Here is a 15,959-nt window from a genome sequence, read left to right as displayed (position 1 = left end):
TTTTGACCTACTTTCCTTTATTCATTTTGTAAAGTTCTATTATTCCTTTTAGCGTTAACTCTTCATCTACAATATCAACCGATGAGCTATATTTCGCAATAAACTTCGATAACCCACCTGTTAGGACAACTTTATAGTCCCCACCTAAATCTTTTTTTAGATGAGTTATAATATTTTCAAATTGCCCTAAAAATCCGTAGAAAAATCCTGCTTGCATTTGACTTGTCGTATCCATTCCTAACGATGTAGAAACGGCCTCTAATTCTATGCGAGGTAACTTTGCAGCTTTTGAGTAAAGAGCTTCTGCACTTATGTTCATCCCCGGACAAATTACACCTCCATGATAATTCATCTCACCATCAACACAATCAAATGTTGTTGCCGTTCCAAGATCAACAATAATAGCCGGTAAATAACCACTAACCTTTGCTCCAACTATATCAACAACCCTATCTGCTCCTAGCTTACTGCTGTAAGGTGCTGGAACTTTTATTCCTGTTTTAATGCCAGCAGAAACTATAATTGGTTCTTTTTTGAAATATTTTTTACTTAGCAACTCTAAAGCAAACATCATTTTTGGGACAACACTTGAGATAACCACCCCATCAAAGTCCTCAAACTTAATATTTTTATCTACGAAAAAGTTTCTAATAATAACATATAGTTCATCCTCTGTTTTTGTATTATCCGTTGCGATACGCCATGAACAAAGTTGTTTATAATCACTTCCAAAAACTCCAAGGACAATATTTGTATTCCCTACATCTAATGCAAAAATCATCGTTTATCTCCTAAAATTTAAAAGTCACTTTATTATATCATATTTCCTAAGAAATATTTAGTGCTAATAAAATATTTTTCTCTCACTTTTATTTGTATAAAATTTGGAGTAGTCACTATATTATAAGCTTCTAAATATCAATCGTTCTAAAAAAATAAAGCTGAAAATATTCAGCTTTATTTCTTATATTCTATTTTCTAGCTTTAGAAAGTGATTCTCTATATTTAAGAGGTGTCATTTTAACTAATGTTTTAAAAATTCTAATAAAGTAACTTGTGTCGAAATAACCTATATAATCTGCAACCTCAGAAATAGAAAAATCAGTATTAGCAAGTAAATAACATGCATTAGAAATACGTTTGTCATGAATATAATCTACAATACTAATTCCCATATCTTTATTGAAAATTGAAGAAAGATAGCTTTTATTTACTCCTAAGTAGTCACTAACATTATCCAAACTAATTTTTTCTGAAATACGATCATTAATATAAGCAATACAGTTACGAACAACAGCTTGTTTATCTTTATATTTATTTCTATCTACTAAAAGACAATAACTTCTAATTACATCTTCTGATAAATCGTAGTTGTCAAGTTTGTTTTTAATCTTAACCCACAGTTCCTCTACACCTAGATAATCTTCACTGTGTTGTTCAAGCGCATATCTTAATAGATCATTCATATTATAAGATTTTCTACGTTGAACATTAACCCCTTGTTCTACATTATCTTCTTCTACACCATGGTTTCTTTGGCGAAGGTCAAACAACATATTCACGCGAGAAATATTACCATCTACTACCGCTTCAAGAATTTCACGTTTGAATTTAACTTCACTTTCTAAAATACTATTTAAGTAACTATTTTTTCTTGATGATGCTCTACGAACATTTTTTACGCTTGAATCTTCTACTAAAATAATAGCATCTAAAAAGTCTACATTTTCATCTTCCACCAATAATTCTACCAAGTAGTTAAATTTCTTTCTTGGAGTAATCGGTAATGAAAAATATACATCACAAATCAATTCGCTAATACTTGCTCCATATTTAATAAGCGATTCTTGGAATAATTTAGTTGGAATAAGATACTCTAAAAATGGTGTAATTAGGTAAAATTCTTCATCATTATCACTCGGAATAAATAAACATGAAATACCTAAACCACTTTGACATTTAACTAATTTATCCTTATGTAATCCATCTTTAATTTTTGGTAGATTTCTCTTTAAAAATCTACTGAAAATACTGCTTAATTGTTCTTCTCCTAGGTTTAGACGAATATCTTCATCAGTATATTTATATGTCAAAACGCTACCATTCAAGTCTAAAATATCTTTAATACGCTCAATTTTTTTTAGCGAACTTCTCATCTCGCCTACCTCCTCTTACAAATGGATAAATTTTTAATCTATAGTAATATCTCTTCTTGCATTAATAATATATGAGATTATGAAAAATACTGCGCTGTAAGCTACTAACATAATAATTAATGCATTAGCATTGTCAAATTTAAAAATTTCTTTAACCAAATTACGAGTTGCTTCACTTTCATAATATTTACTAAATAATGGAACATCAAACATATGGTATTTAGCCCAAGACCACTTCGTTACAGCCCACCCAGTGATAGCTTGAATAATACTCATTCCTAATAGACTCACCATGACTAACACAAGTGAAAGAATTTGTGTTTTAAACACTACACAAAGTAAAACTACCATAGCAATAAAGAATATCATAGTCGCAAGTTCTGTTAAGCTTGTAATTATAAGTTGTTTCGCTACTGTTCTTCCAAAATATCCTTCTTCCAGAGTTTTATTTAATTGGTTTAGTCCTATTTTTTTGTTGAAAAATACATAGTATTTCAAAGCAAAATCAAAAGCTATTCCTAAAACAAAGAAGATAATATAGTTAATAAAACCTAAGGCTATTTTCGCTGTTAGTATAGCTGAACGTGATTTTGGTCTTGTATATAAAAACTTAACAGTTCCTTTTGAATATTCTTGAGATAAATTATTCGCAAGCATTATAAGTGTAAATACTCCACCTACAGCTGCTGCAATCGTAGTTATACTAGTCATTATTTTTAATGGATCGAAATTTTCTTTAAAATACGATTTTTGAAAATACCCATATGCTGCTATTATCGCAAACATAATAAGCATATATATCCAAGTTGTTATCTTTTTATAATCTTTTATAAATTCATTAAATAATAGTTTCATTACTTATTCTCCCCTCCTGTGATTTGTAGGAAACGATCCTCTAGCGATGTAGTTAATTCACGAATAGAATCTAATTCTACATTGTTAGTTACTAAGTATGTAATTACTCTAGCTTTATCTTCTCTAGAAATATTTTCAAAAATAAATCCGTCTTCTGTCAATACATAACGAATTCCTAGTTCACGAATTAATACTTCTGCTTTTTCAACATCATATGTTGAAATTAAAGTTTTAATTGTTTCATCTGCCACAAGATTATCTAATTTATCATCAGCAATAATTCTACCTTTTTCAATAACAATAACTCTATCACTTACTTTCTCAATTTCATCTAGTAAGTGAGAAGAAATTAAAATTGATACTCCTGTTGCAGCTATTTCTTTTAACTTATTACGGAAGTCTTGAACACCTTGAGGGTCTAAACCATTTACCGGCTCATCTAATATAAGTATTTTCGGATCATTTAATAAAGCTTGCGCTAGTCCTAAACGTTGGCGCATACCTAATGAATAAGTTTTTACTTTTTTTCTAATAACTTTGCTCAATCCAACAAATTCTACCAGTTCCTTCATACGAGCACGACTTACTTTTTTACCACATACGCGTGCCATTTGTTTTAGGTTTGACCATCCTGACATATAGTTATAAAATTCAGGAGTTTCTATCATAGCACCTACTTCTTTAAGCATTTTTACTTTTCCTAATCCAAGTGGTTTTTCAAAACAATAAACTTCCCCTTTAGTCGTCTTTGTTAATCCAACTAACATTCTCATTATTGTTGTTTTACCACTTCCGTTAGGACCAAGAAGTCCTATAATTTCACCCTCATGCATATCAAAACTAATATCTTCAACAATTGTTTTTAAACCTATACGTTTTTTTAAGCCTAATACTTCTAAAACAGGTTTTCTATCATCTTCATTTTTTTCTGGAAGAATTTCTTCTTCAACCTCTTGTTTTATTAAAGCTTGCTTTAATTCATTGCGATCTAAAACCACTGTTTCTTCGTAATCATTTTCTTGAGGTTTTTCTAACTCTTCTTTCTCTACAAAATCCACATTTGATTCTTCATGATGCTTTCTTGTAAAAGTAGATCCCCCTTCTATCTCTACTTGCTTTCTTATTTTACTTAATAATGCTGCATAATCTTCTGATTTTGCACCCGTATTTGTTACTTCTTCATCTCTTAATAGTTCTTTGTTTTCATCTGAATTTGTCATTATTCGCAGAAGATTCCTTTCTTATAAATTTTCTTTTATATTATACCATACTTAAACTATTATTTCCATCAAATAATATATAATTATTTTTTATTTTATTAACTAGATTAATTCTAATATTTTTCTATCTATATCAAAATTTCTTTTATTTTTGTTTACATAATATAAACCTATGTAGTAAAAAACTTTTGTAGCCCATCACTTTATATTAAAGCTGTATTTACTGTATCTTAAAATTTTGATTATACTTGTACATACTAGAAAATAAAATTTCTAAACATTACTCAATATTTTTTCATATTATAATATAATTAAATTTTCAAAGAAAAGATATATTTATTTTTACAATAACCCCCTATATTTTAAGAATTTAACCTCATTTTTGAAATTACACTACTAACTTTTACATAAAAAGATGATTATACTTTATTAGTATAATCATCTTTCTTCTATTAATTTTATAAATATCTAGATTCTTATAGAAAAACGACAAATCTTCCAAAGAATATAAGGAACCAATGTTAAACTTATCGCTAACGATAATATGCCGTTTATTCTAAATGTTTCGAAAAGAATTATTAAAGAAAATGCTATTACACCTATTAATAAAATTAGATATCCTAAAATTTCTACCTTAGCAATAGAGAAAAACATCCCTTCTCTTTCAACATTATGTCTTTTGTATACTTTACTCATAATTATTGCAAATACCGTCAACACCCCTAACCATAAGTATATATAGCCAGGTTGCTCATATTTGAAATAGTAGAATATCGGCATATGTCTTGGATTAAATGCAGCAGGATTCTCCAACCATCTCTCTTTTCCTAACGCTCTCATTAGCAACTCCATAAAACCTAGCAAATAGCCATATGATGTTAGAACTGGAATGTATAAAGCTCCCATACTTACTATACTACCGCAAAAACTAGCAAAGATTGCACCCAGTAGGATTAACCCTATCCCTAAATAAAATGTTTTTGAATATGCACTGAAGGCAGTACCTATATTATAAATATCACCTAGTACACTTGCTTTTACAATAAATATATTCACTATGCCCACCAATATTGAAGCAACTAGTAATATTAGTAAACTTAAGATAAGTTTTGCGAAATATACCCTCTCCTTTTTAAATGGCAAACTTGAAACAAATTTTCCAAAGCTTGTATGGTACTCCGCCCCAAATATTAATAGTACAATCAAGGTTATTAGTATATAGTATCCTATATTTGTATCTATTGTATAAAGGGTTTCTTTAATTTCTAATTTATCTTTCCCTAAATTCTCTTTTGTAAAGTCAAAAATTTTAATTTGGCTATAACTCATAACTGGTCGATAAATTTTATTTAACTCATATTGAAGCTTCACATGCTTTTCACTACCTGGTTGCTCAGCCAAAAATTCACGATACTTACCTGTGTATTCTAACTCTTCTTTTTTTAGATACTTTTTATATTCTTCACGATAATCACTATAAGCGAAGCTTAAGTTAGTTTGAGGAGTATAAAAAGGTTCTCTTCTCAATACAGGATATTCTGTTAAATATGCACCTACAGCATATCTATGCAAAAGATAATCATAGCTTTCTTTTGAAATTTTCCCATTATAACTTCCTACATAGTTACGTTTCTCTATATCTATCTTTTGATATTGTTGATTTTTTTCCTCTTTATTGTTCAATCCACTAACTTTTTCACGAGATGCAACTCCGATATTTTTTTCAAATTCATAACTAGCTATCTCTTGTTTCAATCCATTTAACTGCTTAGATGCTGTCAATGTTGTAAAAAGTGTGAATCCTAGTAATAAAATAATTATAGCAATAAAATATTTCTTCACATAAATTCGTATGATTTTCAAAATATCTCTAATCATTTTCTGCTCCCCCTTTATTATTTATAATAAATATATCTTCTAAAAGAACCGGCAGTTCATCACATTGTAATGGTGCGCTTTCTTGTATTAAATCTCTAGTTTCTTCAAAGCTACCACGCACTAATACTATATAAACTCTACCTATATTACTTACTATTCTCACACTATCTAAATTAGCAAACTCGTCTGGAATCTTATCTTCATACACCAGTTGATATTTGCTATATGCCATCTTATCAACCTCTTTCCCATATTTACCTGTTGTATCTATGTATATAATCTTATCGCTAATATTTTCTAAATAATCTAACTGATGGCTACTTACCAGTATCCCTACACCACTATCTTGAGCTTCTATAATATAATTAATAATAAGTTTTATATTTATTATATCTATTCCGTCTAATGGCTCGTCTAATAGTAAAAAGTTTGTTCTACAGGCTAAACCTAAAATCACTCCAAAAATTACCGTCTGACCTTTTGACAGTTCTGTTACTTTTTTATTTAAAGAAATTTTATTTTTTTCTAACTCTTTTTTTAAAAATTTTTCATCAAAATTATCATAAGCTAGCTCGTAGTATTTTATAATATTTTTAATCTTTGTATATTTAAAATAATCGAACTTATCAGGAATATAAATTATATTACTTTTTAAATTATTTTGTTCTATGTTAACACCATCTATAGTAATTTCTCCCGTATCCAACTGATAAATTCCAGTTATTAATTTTAGAAGTGTTGTTTTCCCGCTACCATTTCTTCCTACTAAAGAAACAACTTCTCCGCTTTTAACTTCTAAATTAATATTATTCAAAACTTCTTTCTTTTCAAATTTTTTACTCAGATTTTTTATTTCTAACTTCATAGCTCTCAACCTCCTTATACCTTGATATAACTTTTTCTTCCAATTTTTCTTTTGATAATCCAATAAAACGCCATTCTAATAATATTTTTTCCAAAATTGTTTCTAATTTTTTCTCACTAACTTTTTCCATATTTATTTCTCCATAAATACTTCATCTATTTTTTTTATCAAATCTTCTTTTGTAATTCCACAAATCTTCGCCTCTCTCACCAATTCTTCTAATAAAGTATCTATTAGCTCATAATTAGGTTTTATGGCGTCCAAATTTTCTGTTATAAACGTACCACGTCCTACAATCGTTACTATTATTTTTTCTTTTTCTAACTCCTGATACGCCTTCTGAACTGTACTAATATTAACATTTAAAATTTTAGCAAATTCTCGAATCGATGGCATTTTATCATTTTCTTTTAACATTCCTTTTGTTATTAATTTTTTTGTTTCATCTACAACCTGTTTGTATAAAGGCTTCTGCGAACTACTATCTAATTTAAACATAATTTACCTCCTTCCAGTTATAAAAATCCTAAGTGTACTGTTTTCCACCATACACTTCTTACACTTTAAGTGTACCACATAGAGCCATACATTTCAAGTATTTATAAATATCTTTATTCATGGTATAATTACCACGAGGTGATTGCTATGAAACATGCTCTTAGGAAGAAGTTTCTACATATTAGAAATAATCTTGATACAACATACCAAATTCAAGCAACAGAAAAAATATTCAAAACATTAGAAGAAAGTGATATTTTTAAAAATTCGCAAAAAATATTTATTTATATTGGTTTTGGAAGTGAAATTCAAACAGAATATCTTATTAAAAAATATATAAACAGTAAAGAAATCTTTGTACCTAAAATAGTAAGCCGTACTATGAAATTGGTAAAAATAAAAGATTGGGCTGACCTCTCTGTAGGTCATTTCAATGTTCTCGAACCTATAAAAAATGACTTCTATACCGGGGGGATAGATCTTGTTATTACACCATCAATTGTTTTTGATAAAAACGGCTATCGTCTAGGATACGGTAGGGGATATTACGATAAATATTTTAGTGAAAATAAATATAAAACTAGCATTGGTTTATCTTTTGAGAAACTACTTCAAGAAGAAATTCCCACTGAAAAACACGATAAAAATGTCGATTTAATTATTACAGAAGAAAGGATTATAGTTATTAATGAAAAGCATAGTAGTAACTACTAGTGTAAAAACAAATAATGAACTTAATGAAAAAGCTCATAATATTGCAAAATTTCTTAATTTTAATTACATCCCTCGTAACAAAAGAACAATTAAGCAAATGTTAATACAAGCAGATGGTGTCGTAGTCGTTTATAAAACTAAACTTAGTTATTTTGAAGGTGATAAAGAACTTTTCTTCCATTTAGATACTAGTGCTTTGAAGATAAAAAATAATGATAACGAACCTTTGATAGAAATAATAGGTAGTGAAAAGCAAAGCATTTTGGATTGTACGATGGGGCTTGCTGGCGATAGTATTATTCTTAGTTTCTATAAGCACAAAGTTACGGCTCTTGAAAAGAATAAAATTATTTATTTAATCGTAAGCAATGGCCTGAAAAATTATATTTCTCATGATGAAAAAATAAACTCCTCTATGAGAAGAATAATCACGCATAATATTGATAGTGTTAAATTTTTAAAAAACTGTCCTGATAATTCTTTCGATATAGTTTATTTTGATCCTATGTTCTCTCATAATATAAAAGAATCAAAAAACTTAGCTGGTATCGAAATACTGGCAAATCAAGATTTTCCTACTGCTGATTTTTTAATTGAAGCAAAACGTGTCGCAAAAAAGAAAGTTATAGTAAAAGCTCACTTTAAAGATGATATTTTTGAAGAATTTAACTTTATTCGCTTAATACGTAAAAATACTAAATTCCATTACGGTTATATTGACACCAATATAGAAAAAACCAAGAACTAAGTCTATAACTTAATTCTTGGTTTTTCGTTTTTCATTTCTTTTGTGGTTAAATACCCATCATATCCTGTAATTTCTTTAAAATCACGATATAAAGAGTTCTCTTCTGACTTTGCACGAACAATAGATTTAAAGTCTTTATAAACCTTTTTATACTCTTCTAACTCTACTCCTTTTAGATAACATTCTTCTATAGTATCTAAAAATTTAATAATAATAGTTATCTCGTCAGATGTATATAATGTGTAATCTATAGGATAATCAAATTCCATATATCTTTACCTATTCAAAAGTATATCCAACACCACGTACAGTTCTCAGATTTTTGTCATAACCAATTTTTCTAAGTTCTTTACGTAATCCTGAAATATAAACTTCAATAGCATTGATTGTTGTTTCAGAATCAACACCCCAAACACGATCAAATATTTCTTCTTTTTCCAAAACAATATTATTATTAATCACAAAGAACGATAGTAATTCTAAATACTTTCCTTTAATTGTATCTAGTGTACCTGCATTAGAGGTAACAAGTTCATTTTTTAAATCTAACACAAGATCCTTATATGTTACTTCGTTTTCAGCTTTAAGATTACTTTCTCTTTGTAATAGATTAGAGATTGTAGTCGTCAAAAGAGAAGTGTCAGCCACACGCGGAAGATATTCCGTTACTCTGTGTTTCATGACTCTAGCTTTTTCTTCTGTAGATTCAGCAATAGTAAGCACAATAACCGGTATTTTAAGCTCTTTTTCTTCACGGATATAATCTAATAAATCTAATCCACCTTTTCCAGGTAGGATACTATCAGCAATCACAAAATCATAAATATTATTATCTATAAGTTTCTGTCCGTCGAGCCCATTATAAGAAACATCTACATCAAATTTATCTGCAATAGCAGCCTTCAATGATGAAGCTAAAAATTTATCATCTTCTACTATAAGTGCTTTAAGCATTAATAACTCCTCCTTTTATTTTTTTATTTACCTTAGGATATTATTTTATAACTTTTCCAAAAAAAATACAACTAAAAAGAAAAATATATTCTACTTTTTTTTAAGTATTTTTACGAAAAATAATATTATAGAAATTATAATTCCAAATAATACTCCTCCACTATCTATCAGTACATCAATAAAATTTCCATCACGCCCTATAACAAACGTTTGATGAAATTCATCACTTACCGCATAGGAAAAACAAAACAAAAAACTAGTAAAAAGAGTTGTCTTAAATTGTATTTTTTCTTTTCCTATTTGAAATATACTAGAAAAATAAGCAAAGGCAAAAAATCCTAAAATTACATATTCACTAAAATGTCCTAACTTTCTTATAAATAGGTTGCTAGCAAGTTTTGTTGATTCTACTCCAGGCTGACTAGAAAATAAAAATATACCAATACAGACTAAAATTAGCATTGCTAATGAAAAGTATTTTTTATATAAAATTCTAATAAAAATTTCTCCTTTAATAATTATTTAGCATCTTCTTTTATAATTTAATCATATCATATTATTAAAATAAATGATATGATTTGTAAGTAAAATAAACAAAAAAAATACTTTTTCTTTTTAAAAAAACTTCTTTAAAATATGAAAATAAAAATAGTTTTCAATGTTTTACAGATATATTTACATTATTTACTATTTTTCTCTCTTAAATCATATTAAAAATTTAAAATTTTTTAACAAAAAATGAATCTTATATGATATAATAAAAGAAAACGAATACAAAATTTGGAGGTCTATTATTATGCCAAGAATAGTTGCTAGAGGAATTAAAAAAGAAGACTTAAAAAAAGTCAGCGCAGAGCTTTTCGATACTATTGCAAAAATTATCGATCGTCCTCGCGGTGCTTTTACACTTGACTTAGTTGAAAGTGTTGCTATCTTAGACGGTGAAGAAATTAGTCGTGCTAATATCGAAATTGGTTGGGTTGCTCGCCCTGTAGAAGTTTGTGAGAAAGTTGCAAATGCAGTTGGCGAAATTATCAAGCCATTAGGATACGAAACTGTTATGGTTTCATTCAAGAGCATTGACTTAGCGTACGAATTTACTTTTACTAAATAACTAAAAATACGAGAGTATACTTATTACCACTATACTCTCGTATTTTTTATTATTAACTTTTTCACATACTATTTATATATAAATTTTAAAATTAATTAACTTTTTGACTCTTTTGCAATCCATTTTTTATTTACTATCTGGAAACCTATATACTATCATTAATATCGTCTTTCTATATTTGGTAATATTTTTTGATTTAATTATTTTTTCTATTTTTCCATAAATTAGTGTCTATCCATATAAAATAATAATCTCTATATCCCCCTCTAGTTCTTCATAAAGATATATGTCTACTTTTCTTATTTTCTCTATAAATAAATTTATTGATTATACTTATTATACCTATATAATTTTTTAAAAAAATTATTGAAAATTCTATAAAAATATAATATATGTACTGTATTTTTTATTAAATTTAAAAACTCTTTCTCAAAAAAATCTAAAAGATAGTGATAATCTCTTTCAATTAAATCGTTTTTATGTTATATTTAGTATAAACAAAATTAAAAAACAATTTAACCAAACTAATTTTTGTTAAATTGTTTATATATAAGGAGAACAATAATGAAAACAAATAAGCTATTAAAATCTAGCCTGAGTGTTGCTTTTGCGTTAACAGTTGCTTCTGTAACAGCTGCGGCTTGGCCTACCTCACCTACCCACAGTATCGCTAAAGCTGATTTCGGAGATACTGCCGCCTCAGAAAAAACAAAAGGTGAGTTAAAAAAACTAATAGAGGAAATCTTTAACGATAATAATATTACCAATCGTTATTTAGGAACAACATTTTTCCACAAAACTTCAAACTTTCCATACTATCACGTAACTTTTGAAAATCACTCTGTTCCTGAGGACGTAATTGATACAACCCCATGGTACAATATGTGGGGAGAAGCTGCAGAGGCTAAAGCTAAGCTAGACGCTAATTCTTTTACTGAAAAAACTGCTAGAAATGCTATTAATACCCTTAATTACTATACACAACTTTATAATTTTGATATTAATCATGAACTAAAAAATGATGGTTTTTATACTACTACTGACTTTAAAACCCCTACTATGATTCAATCATATAGTGATGGGCAACAAAACTTTTATAGCAAAGTTAAAGATAATAACGATGATATCAAAAATCTATTTAAAGACAACCTTATTGGTATTTATAAGCAAGGGCAAGATATTGAACTAAATCTTGTCGCTAATCCTAATAAGGTTACAAAAATAATTAGTTTTTCTGTTAATAAAGTATCTTCTATAGAACCTAAAATTAATCTAGGTCCTACTCCTCAAGATCAAAGACAAATCGCCTTTAGTATTCCTGGGGAATTAAAAGCTGAACAACTGGTTATTACTAATATGATTTACCTAGACCAAAATGGTACGAAAAAAGAAACAGGACCTTTTGCATTAGATATAAATTATAAAAATGTTGTATCAAAAGGTAATACCATACCTAAATATAGAGAAAAACTAAATGAAAAAATCCAGAATTGGATAGATCGTGGTGCAAAAGTTAATGAATGGTTATTAACAAAAGAAAATAATAAAGATAATGCCGCTGATTATAGTCAACGAGAAAAAATAAGCGAAGCTATCACACAGTTAAAAGAATTAAAACGTTCAAGTGATGCGAGCTATGATAAACTATACAAAATAGCTACTCCTATTCATGAAATAGAAGATACAGCTACTTTAAGGGAAGTCCTAGATACTAAAGTTGCTAAACTTTTAGAATACTTCGATCTTTACAAAGAAGATGTATACACAAAAGAAAGTATTGCTAAATATAGAGAATATATAGAGAGTGTTCCAAAACTAAAAAATAATAAAGATATTAAACAATTAGTTCAACTAATAAAAGAATTTGATAATGCCACATTTACATATTTAAGATTTAATACAGATGAGTTAAAACGATTAGTCTCTATTGCTGAAAGTAGAAATAAAGATGAATATAACATTGTATCTTTAGAAAAATTCACTCAAGCACTTAATCATGCAAAAGATTGGATTAACCAAACCGAAAGCTATCGTCCACAAATAAACGAAACATCTGAACATGTAAAAAATCTGACTAATGCCATTAATGGGCTGATTAAAAAGAACGGAGAAAAAGGTGAACAGGTTCCTCCAAAAGAAAAATCTAAACCTACCGAATCTAGACCTTACTCTGTACCTGCAAAATTTGTAGAACGTGGAACTACTAAGCCTTTTGGTCTTTATGGTAGAGACTATTCTCAAGTAATCAAAAATGTTTCAATTATTGATAAAGAAAATGGAAGAAGTGAAGTTACATTAACATTTGAGCCTACAACTACAAATTATGGTGCAACAGATATAGCTCCTATAGGAACAATTCAATATAATAAGCTTGGAACAATATCAGATGCTGAAGTCTTAGAAACAGGCACTACTAGCGATAATATTACCTATCCTAAAAAAATAAAACTTTTAGTTTATTCTGATCAGAAAAATATCGCTCTTGAAGGCATTTCATTTAAAGATAGTTATAGTTTATCAAATAATAAATGGCTAGCTCCTCTTGATTTATATTTAGATTACAGCGCAAAATCTGAAACTAGCAAAGAAGAAGAGAAAAATCCTCTAAAAGAAGCTCTGAAAGAAAAAATAAATTATTTGGAATCAAAAGAGATTTCTGAAAACTATAAATCAATACCAGAAAGATTAAAAACAGGACTAAATCAATTAATTCCTCAAGTAAAAAATATTATAAATAAATCAGTTGTAACAAAAGAGGAATTTGATAAATATACATCTCTACTTTCTGAAGAAACAAATAAATTAGATAAACTTGCTAATCTTTATCAAGCATTAACCGCTACTAAAGATACATACAATAATTTCTGGAAAGAGAATACTCACTATACTATAGAAAGTAGAAATTTAGTTAAATCAAAACTAGATGAATTAGAAAATACAATAAATAAACTTGTAGCCTCTGATATAGAGGGCACAAGTGAGAAATTCACTGATGAATACGGTAAAGAAGGAACGGCTATAGTATATAAAAAAATAGATGAACTTACAGGAGGACTTCAACATTTAGGAGATTACCTACGTATTGATACCACTGCATTATCAAATGAAATTTCTAAAGCTGAAAAAGCATATGCTACAGCAAAAGATAGTTCTGCTAAGCGCACATTAAAACAATTAATTGATGAAGCAAAACAATATGTTGAACATTCTAAACTAACACCTGAATCTCCTGACACTGATGATCAGGTTAATACTGACTTAACAGATTATTATACTGAACAATTTAAGTTTGCGATTCAAGATTTAAATAATTCACAATCTGAAGATAATAAAACATCTTCTACTAGAGATGAGCTTGCTAAAAAAGTAAATCAAGTTTCTCTTGTTACAGTTGGTAAAAAAGAGCCTTCAGCATTTGTTACACTAACTAATGAGCTTGCTAAAGCAAAAGAAGTTTTAAACAATAATGAAGCTAGCGAAGACACCCTTAAAGATGCTTTAAACAAACTTTCTTCTGCCCTAGATGCATTTAATGCTTCTGCTGATGCTAAACAAACACCTCCAAATACTGATAATCCTGCAAATGATAATAATATATCTAAAACACAATTAGAAGCATATTTCAAAAAAGCTGATTTAAGCGGACTTTCTTCTATGAATTCTGTTCTTAAAAACGCTTATCTAATTACAGAAAATGGAAAGAACTATATAGAATTAGAACTACAACCAATGCTTGGTGACAAAGATCAACCTATTGGTGTATTAAGCAAACTGACTACATTTGAAAATAATGAAGAAAAAGATAACGTTGAAGTTTTGAATACTGCAACTGTTAACATTACTTTTGGTAATACAACTCAAGAATACAGCTATCCTTCTAAAGTTAGAATACCTATAAACGGTAAACCTACTGAAATTAAAGTAAATACTTATGCAAGCAGTGCCGTTTTCGGTGATAACCAACATAAAAATCCTGCAGTCTTAAGCCTTACTTACCCTAAAGATAACTCTATTATAAGTGCAGACAAAAAACAATTAAATGCTTTATTTAATGCAACAACAAGTAAATATTATGATAGTTGGAACAGAGTTTTCAAAAATAATAACTACGAAAAAGATCTTGTTATAGTAAGAGATTTTGGCGATAAGATTAACGAAGCTCAAAAAGTGTTGAATAATAATTCAGCATCTAAAGATGAAATATCAAAAGCATTTTCAAATCTATATGATGTGAAATTCCAATATGATTTACTTATTGAACTAAGACGCTCAAATGCTGATACACTAGCAAACTTCAACACTGATAAAGATAGTAATAATTATAGCGTTGAAAGCATAAACAAAATAGATTCTTACCTTCAAGAAAAAATTGATAAATTAGAAGATTTAGTACACAACAATTACAAATCACAAGAAATTAGTCAATTATTTAATGATGTAAGAAATTATTATACTATGCTACGTTATAATATCACCGATTTAGAAGCTACTGTTAAAACTGCTGAAGAAAAAATAAAATCTGGAAAATATACAAAAGATTCAAAAGAAAAAGTTACTACGGCAATCAATAACGCCAATAACTTTATTAAAAAAGCAAAAGAAACACGTAATCTAGAAGATAGACGTAGTGACCTTAAAAAAGAATTAGAGTCTGCAGTAGCTAGTCTAGTAGTTGATACTAATACTTCTCCTGGAGAGCAACCTAACAAAGATGACAATAAACCTTCACCTACAGATATCCTTAAGGCTCAACTTTTAGTTCCGTTAGAAGCAGCTAAGATAATAGCGCATGATGATCAATTAAAAACGGATATTAATAAAGAAGCCCTTGATAAATATAGAAGTATTATTGCAAATGCACAAAAAGTCTTTGATAATCCTAAATCTTCAGCAGAAGAGATAATCAAAGCTATAAATGATTTAGGTAGCGGTCTAATAGAGTATACAAATAATAAAT

At 28.4% G+C, this 15,959-nt stretch carries 15 protein-coding genes; 4 read left to right on the top strand and 11 right to left on the bottom strand.

What is annotated here, in order from left to right; all coding sequences use genetic code 11:
• Positions 1-7 precede the first annotated feature (7 nt).
• The 8 genes from O3802_RS06480 to O3802_RS06445 form a co-directional block, all read right to left on the bottom strand.
• On the bottom strand, positions 8-781 hold the full coding sequence (locus O3802_RS06480; protein WP_371458797.1) for a type III pantothenate kinase: 774 nt from the start codon (positions 779-781) through the stop codon (positions 8-10).
• A 190-nt stretch (positions 782-971) separates the two neighbouring features.
• Complete coding sequence (locus tag O3802_RS06475) at positions 972-2,156, bottom strand: helix-turn-helix transcriptional regulator (RefSeq protein WP_371458796.1); 1,185 nt, start codon at positions 2,154-2,156, stop codon at positions 972-974.
• Between the two features lie 33 nt (positions 2,157-2,189).
• The gene (locus O3802_RS06470) at positions 2,190-3,011 is read right to left on the bottom strand and encodes an ABC transporter permease (protein ID WP_371458795.1); all 822 of its coding nucleotides are present in this window, start codon (positions 3,009-3,011) and stop codon (positions 2,190-2,192) included.
• The gene (locus tag O3802_RS06465) at positions 3,011-4,231 is read right to left on the bottom strand and encodes an ATP-binding cassette domain-containing protein (RefSeq protein ID WP_371458794.1); all 1,221 of its coding nucleotides are present in this window, start codon (positions 4,229-4,231) and stop codon (positions 3,011-3,013) included. Before O3802_RS06465 ends, O3802_RS06470 begins: the two co-directional genes overlap by 1 nt.
• A gap of 468 nt (positions 4,232-4,699) precedes the next feature.
• Positions 4,700-6,109 (bottom strand): hypothetical protein, encoded by a 1,410-nt coding sequence (locus tag O3802_RS06460; protein WP_371458793.1) that lies wholly within the window; start codon positions 6,107-6,109, stop codon positions 4,700-4,702.
• The gene (locus O3802_RS06455; RefSeq protein ID WP_371458792.1) at positions 6,102-6,974 is read right to left on the bottom strand and encodes an ATP-binding cassette domain-containing protein; all 873 of its coding nucleotides are present in this window, start codon (positions 6,972-6,974) and stop codon (positions 6,102-6,104) included. The genes O3802_RS06460 and O3802_RS06455 overlap by 8 nt, the downstream gene beginning before the upstream one ends.
• A complete protein-coding gene (locus tag O3802_RS06450) occupies positions 6,946-7,104 on the bottom strand; it encodes a hypothetical protein (RefSeq protein WP_004633453.1) in 159 nt (52 codons plus the stop codon). Before O3802_RS06450 ends, O3802_RS06455 begins: the two co-directional genes overlap by 29 nt.
• A 2-nt stretch (positions 7,105-7,106) precedes the next feature.
• Positions 7,107-7,472: a GntR family transcriptional regulator gene (locus O3802_RS06445; protein ID WP_004633454.1), complete on the bottom strand. Its 366-nt coding sequence runs from the start codon at positions 7,470-7,472 to the stop codon at positions 7,107-7,109.
• Positions 7,473-7,619: 147 nt separating this feature from the next.
• On the opposite strand from O3802_RS06445, the gene O3802_RS06440 reads away from it, so the two are divergent.
• Both O3802_RS06440 and O3802_RS06435 read left to right on the top strand, forming a co-directional pair.
• Complete coding sequence (locus O3802_RS06440; RefSeq protein ID WP_371458791.1) at positions 7,620-8,186, top strand: 5-formyltetrahydrofolate cyclo-ligase; 567 nt, start codon at positions 7,620-7,622, stop codon at positions 8,184-8,186.
• Positions 8,161-8,934, top strand: coding sequence for a class I SAM-dependent methyltransferase (locus tag O3802_RS06435; RefSeq protein ID WP_371458790.1), 774 nt, complete (start codon positions 8,161-8,163; stop codon positions 8,932-8,934). The genes O3802_RS06440 and O3802_RS06435 overlap by 26 nt, the downstream gene beginning before the upstream one ends.
• A 2-nt stretch (positions 8,935-8,936) precedes the next feature.
• On the opposite strand, the gene O3802_RS06430 is transcribed toward O3802_RS06435, so the two are convergent.
• From O3802_RS06430 to O3802_RS06420, 3 genes are all read right to left on the bottom strand, one after another.
• Complete coding sequence (locus tag O3802_RS06430; RefSeq protein WP_371458789.1) at positions 8,937-9,203, bottom strand: UPF0223 family protein; 267 nt, start codon at positions 9,201-9,203, stop codon at positions 8,937-8,939.
• A 10-nt stretch (positions 9,204-9,213) separates the two neighbouring features.
• Complete coding sequence (locus O3802_RS06425; RefSeq protein WP_371458788.1) at positions 9,214-9,888, bottom strand: response regulator transcription factor; 675 nt, start codon at positions 9,886-9,888, stop codon at positions 9,214-9,216.
• A gap of 90 nt (positions 9,889-9,978) precedes the next feature.
• Positions 9,979-10,350, bottom strand: coding sequence for a VanZ family protein (locus O3802_RS06420; protein ID WP_371458787.1), 372 nt, complete (start codon positions 10,348-10,350; stop codon positions 9,979-9,981).
• A 334-nt stretch (positions 10,351-10,684) separates the two neighbouring features.
• Here O3802_RS06420 and O3802_RS06415 point away from each other — a divergent pair, with 334 nt between their 5' ends.
• The gene (locus O3802_RS06415; protein WP_314039188.1) at positions 10,685-11,002 is read left to right on the top strand and encodes a DUF1904 family protein; all 318 of its coding nucleotides are present in this window, start codon (positions 10,685-10,687) and stop codon (positions 11,000-11,002) included.
• Positions 11,003-11,566: 564 nt separating this feature from the next.
• The coding region (locus O3802_RS06410) for a peptidase (protein WP_371458786.1) at positions 11,567-15,959 on the top strand (4,393 nt) is incomplete at its 3' end.

The sequence above is a fragment of the Gemella sp. 27098_8_92 genome (genome assembly GCF_041433685.1).
Classification (GTDB): Bacteria; Bacillota; Bacilli; order Staphylococcales; family Gemellaceae; genus Gemella.
The sequence above is the reverse complement of the archived record's forward strand: the minus strand, read 5'-3'. Positions and strand labels throughout refer to the sequence as shown.

Bases quoted from the DNA above. Each gene is read 5' to 3' on its own strand.
- O3802_RS06480 (WP_371458797.1), bottom strand. From the start codon at position 781: ATGATTTTTGCATTAGATGTAGGGAATACAAATATTGTCCTTGGAGTT.
- O3802_RS06475 (WP_371458796.1), bottom strand. From the start codon at position 2,156: ATGAGAAGTTCGCTAAAAAAAATTGAGCGTATTAAAGATATTTTAGAC.
- O3802_RS06470 (WP_371458795.1), bottom strand. From the start codon at position 3,011: ATGAAACTATTATTTAATGAATTTATAAAAGATTATAAAAAGATAACA.
- O3802_RS06465 (WP_371458794.1), bottom strand. From the start codon at position 4,231: ATGACAAATTCAGATGAAAACAAAGAACTATTAAGAGATGAAGAAGTA.
- O3802_RS06460 (WP_371458793.1), bottom strand. From the start codon at position 6,109: ATGATTAGAGATATTTTGAAAATCATACGAATTTATGTGAAGAAATAT.
- O3802_RS06455 (WP_371458792.1), bottom strand. From the start codon at position 6,974: ATGAAGTTAGAAATAAAAAATCTGAGTAAAAAATTTGAAAAGAAAGAA.
- O3802_RS06450 (WP_004633453.1), bottom strand. From the start codon at position 7,104: ATGGAAAAAGTTAGTGAGAAAAAATTAGAAACAATTTTGGAAAAAATA.
- O3802_RS06445 (WP_004633454.1), bottom strand. From the start codon at position 7,472: ATGTTTAAATTAGATAGTAGTTCGCAGAAGCCTTTATACAAACAGGTT.
- O3802_RS06440 (WP_371458791.1), top strand. From the start codon at position 7,620: ATGAAACATGCTCTTAGGAAGAAGTTTCTACATATTAGAAATAATCTT.
- O3802_RS06435 (WP_371458790.1), top strand. From the start codon at position 8,161: ATGAAAAGCATAGTAGTAACTACTAGTGTAAAAACAAATAATGAACTT.
- O3802_RS06430 (WP_371458789.1), bottom strand. From the start codon at position 9,203: ATGGAATTTGATTATCCTATAGATTACACATTATATACATCTGACGAG.
- O3802_RS06425 (WP_371458788.1), bottom strand. From the start codon at position 9,888: ATGCTTAAAGCACTTATAGTAGAAGATGATAAATTTTTAGCTTCATCA.
- O3802_RS06420 (WP_371458787.1), bottom strand. From the start codon at position 10,350: ATGCTAATTTTAGTCTGTATTGGTATATTTTTATTTTCTAGTCAGCCT.
- O3802_RS06415 (WP_314039188.1), top strand. From the start codon at position 10,685: ATGCCAAGAATAGTTGCTAGAGGAATTAAAAAAGAAGACTTAAAAAAA.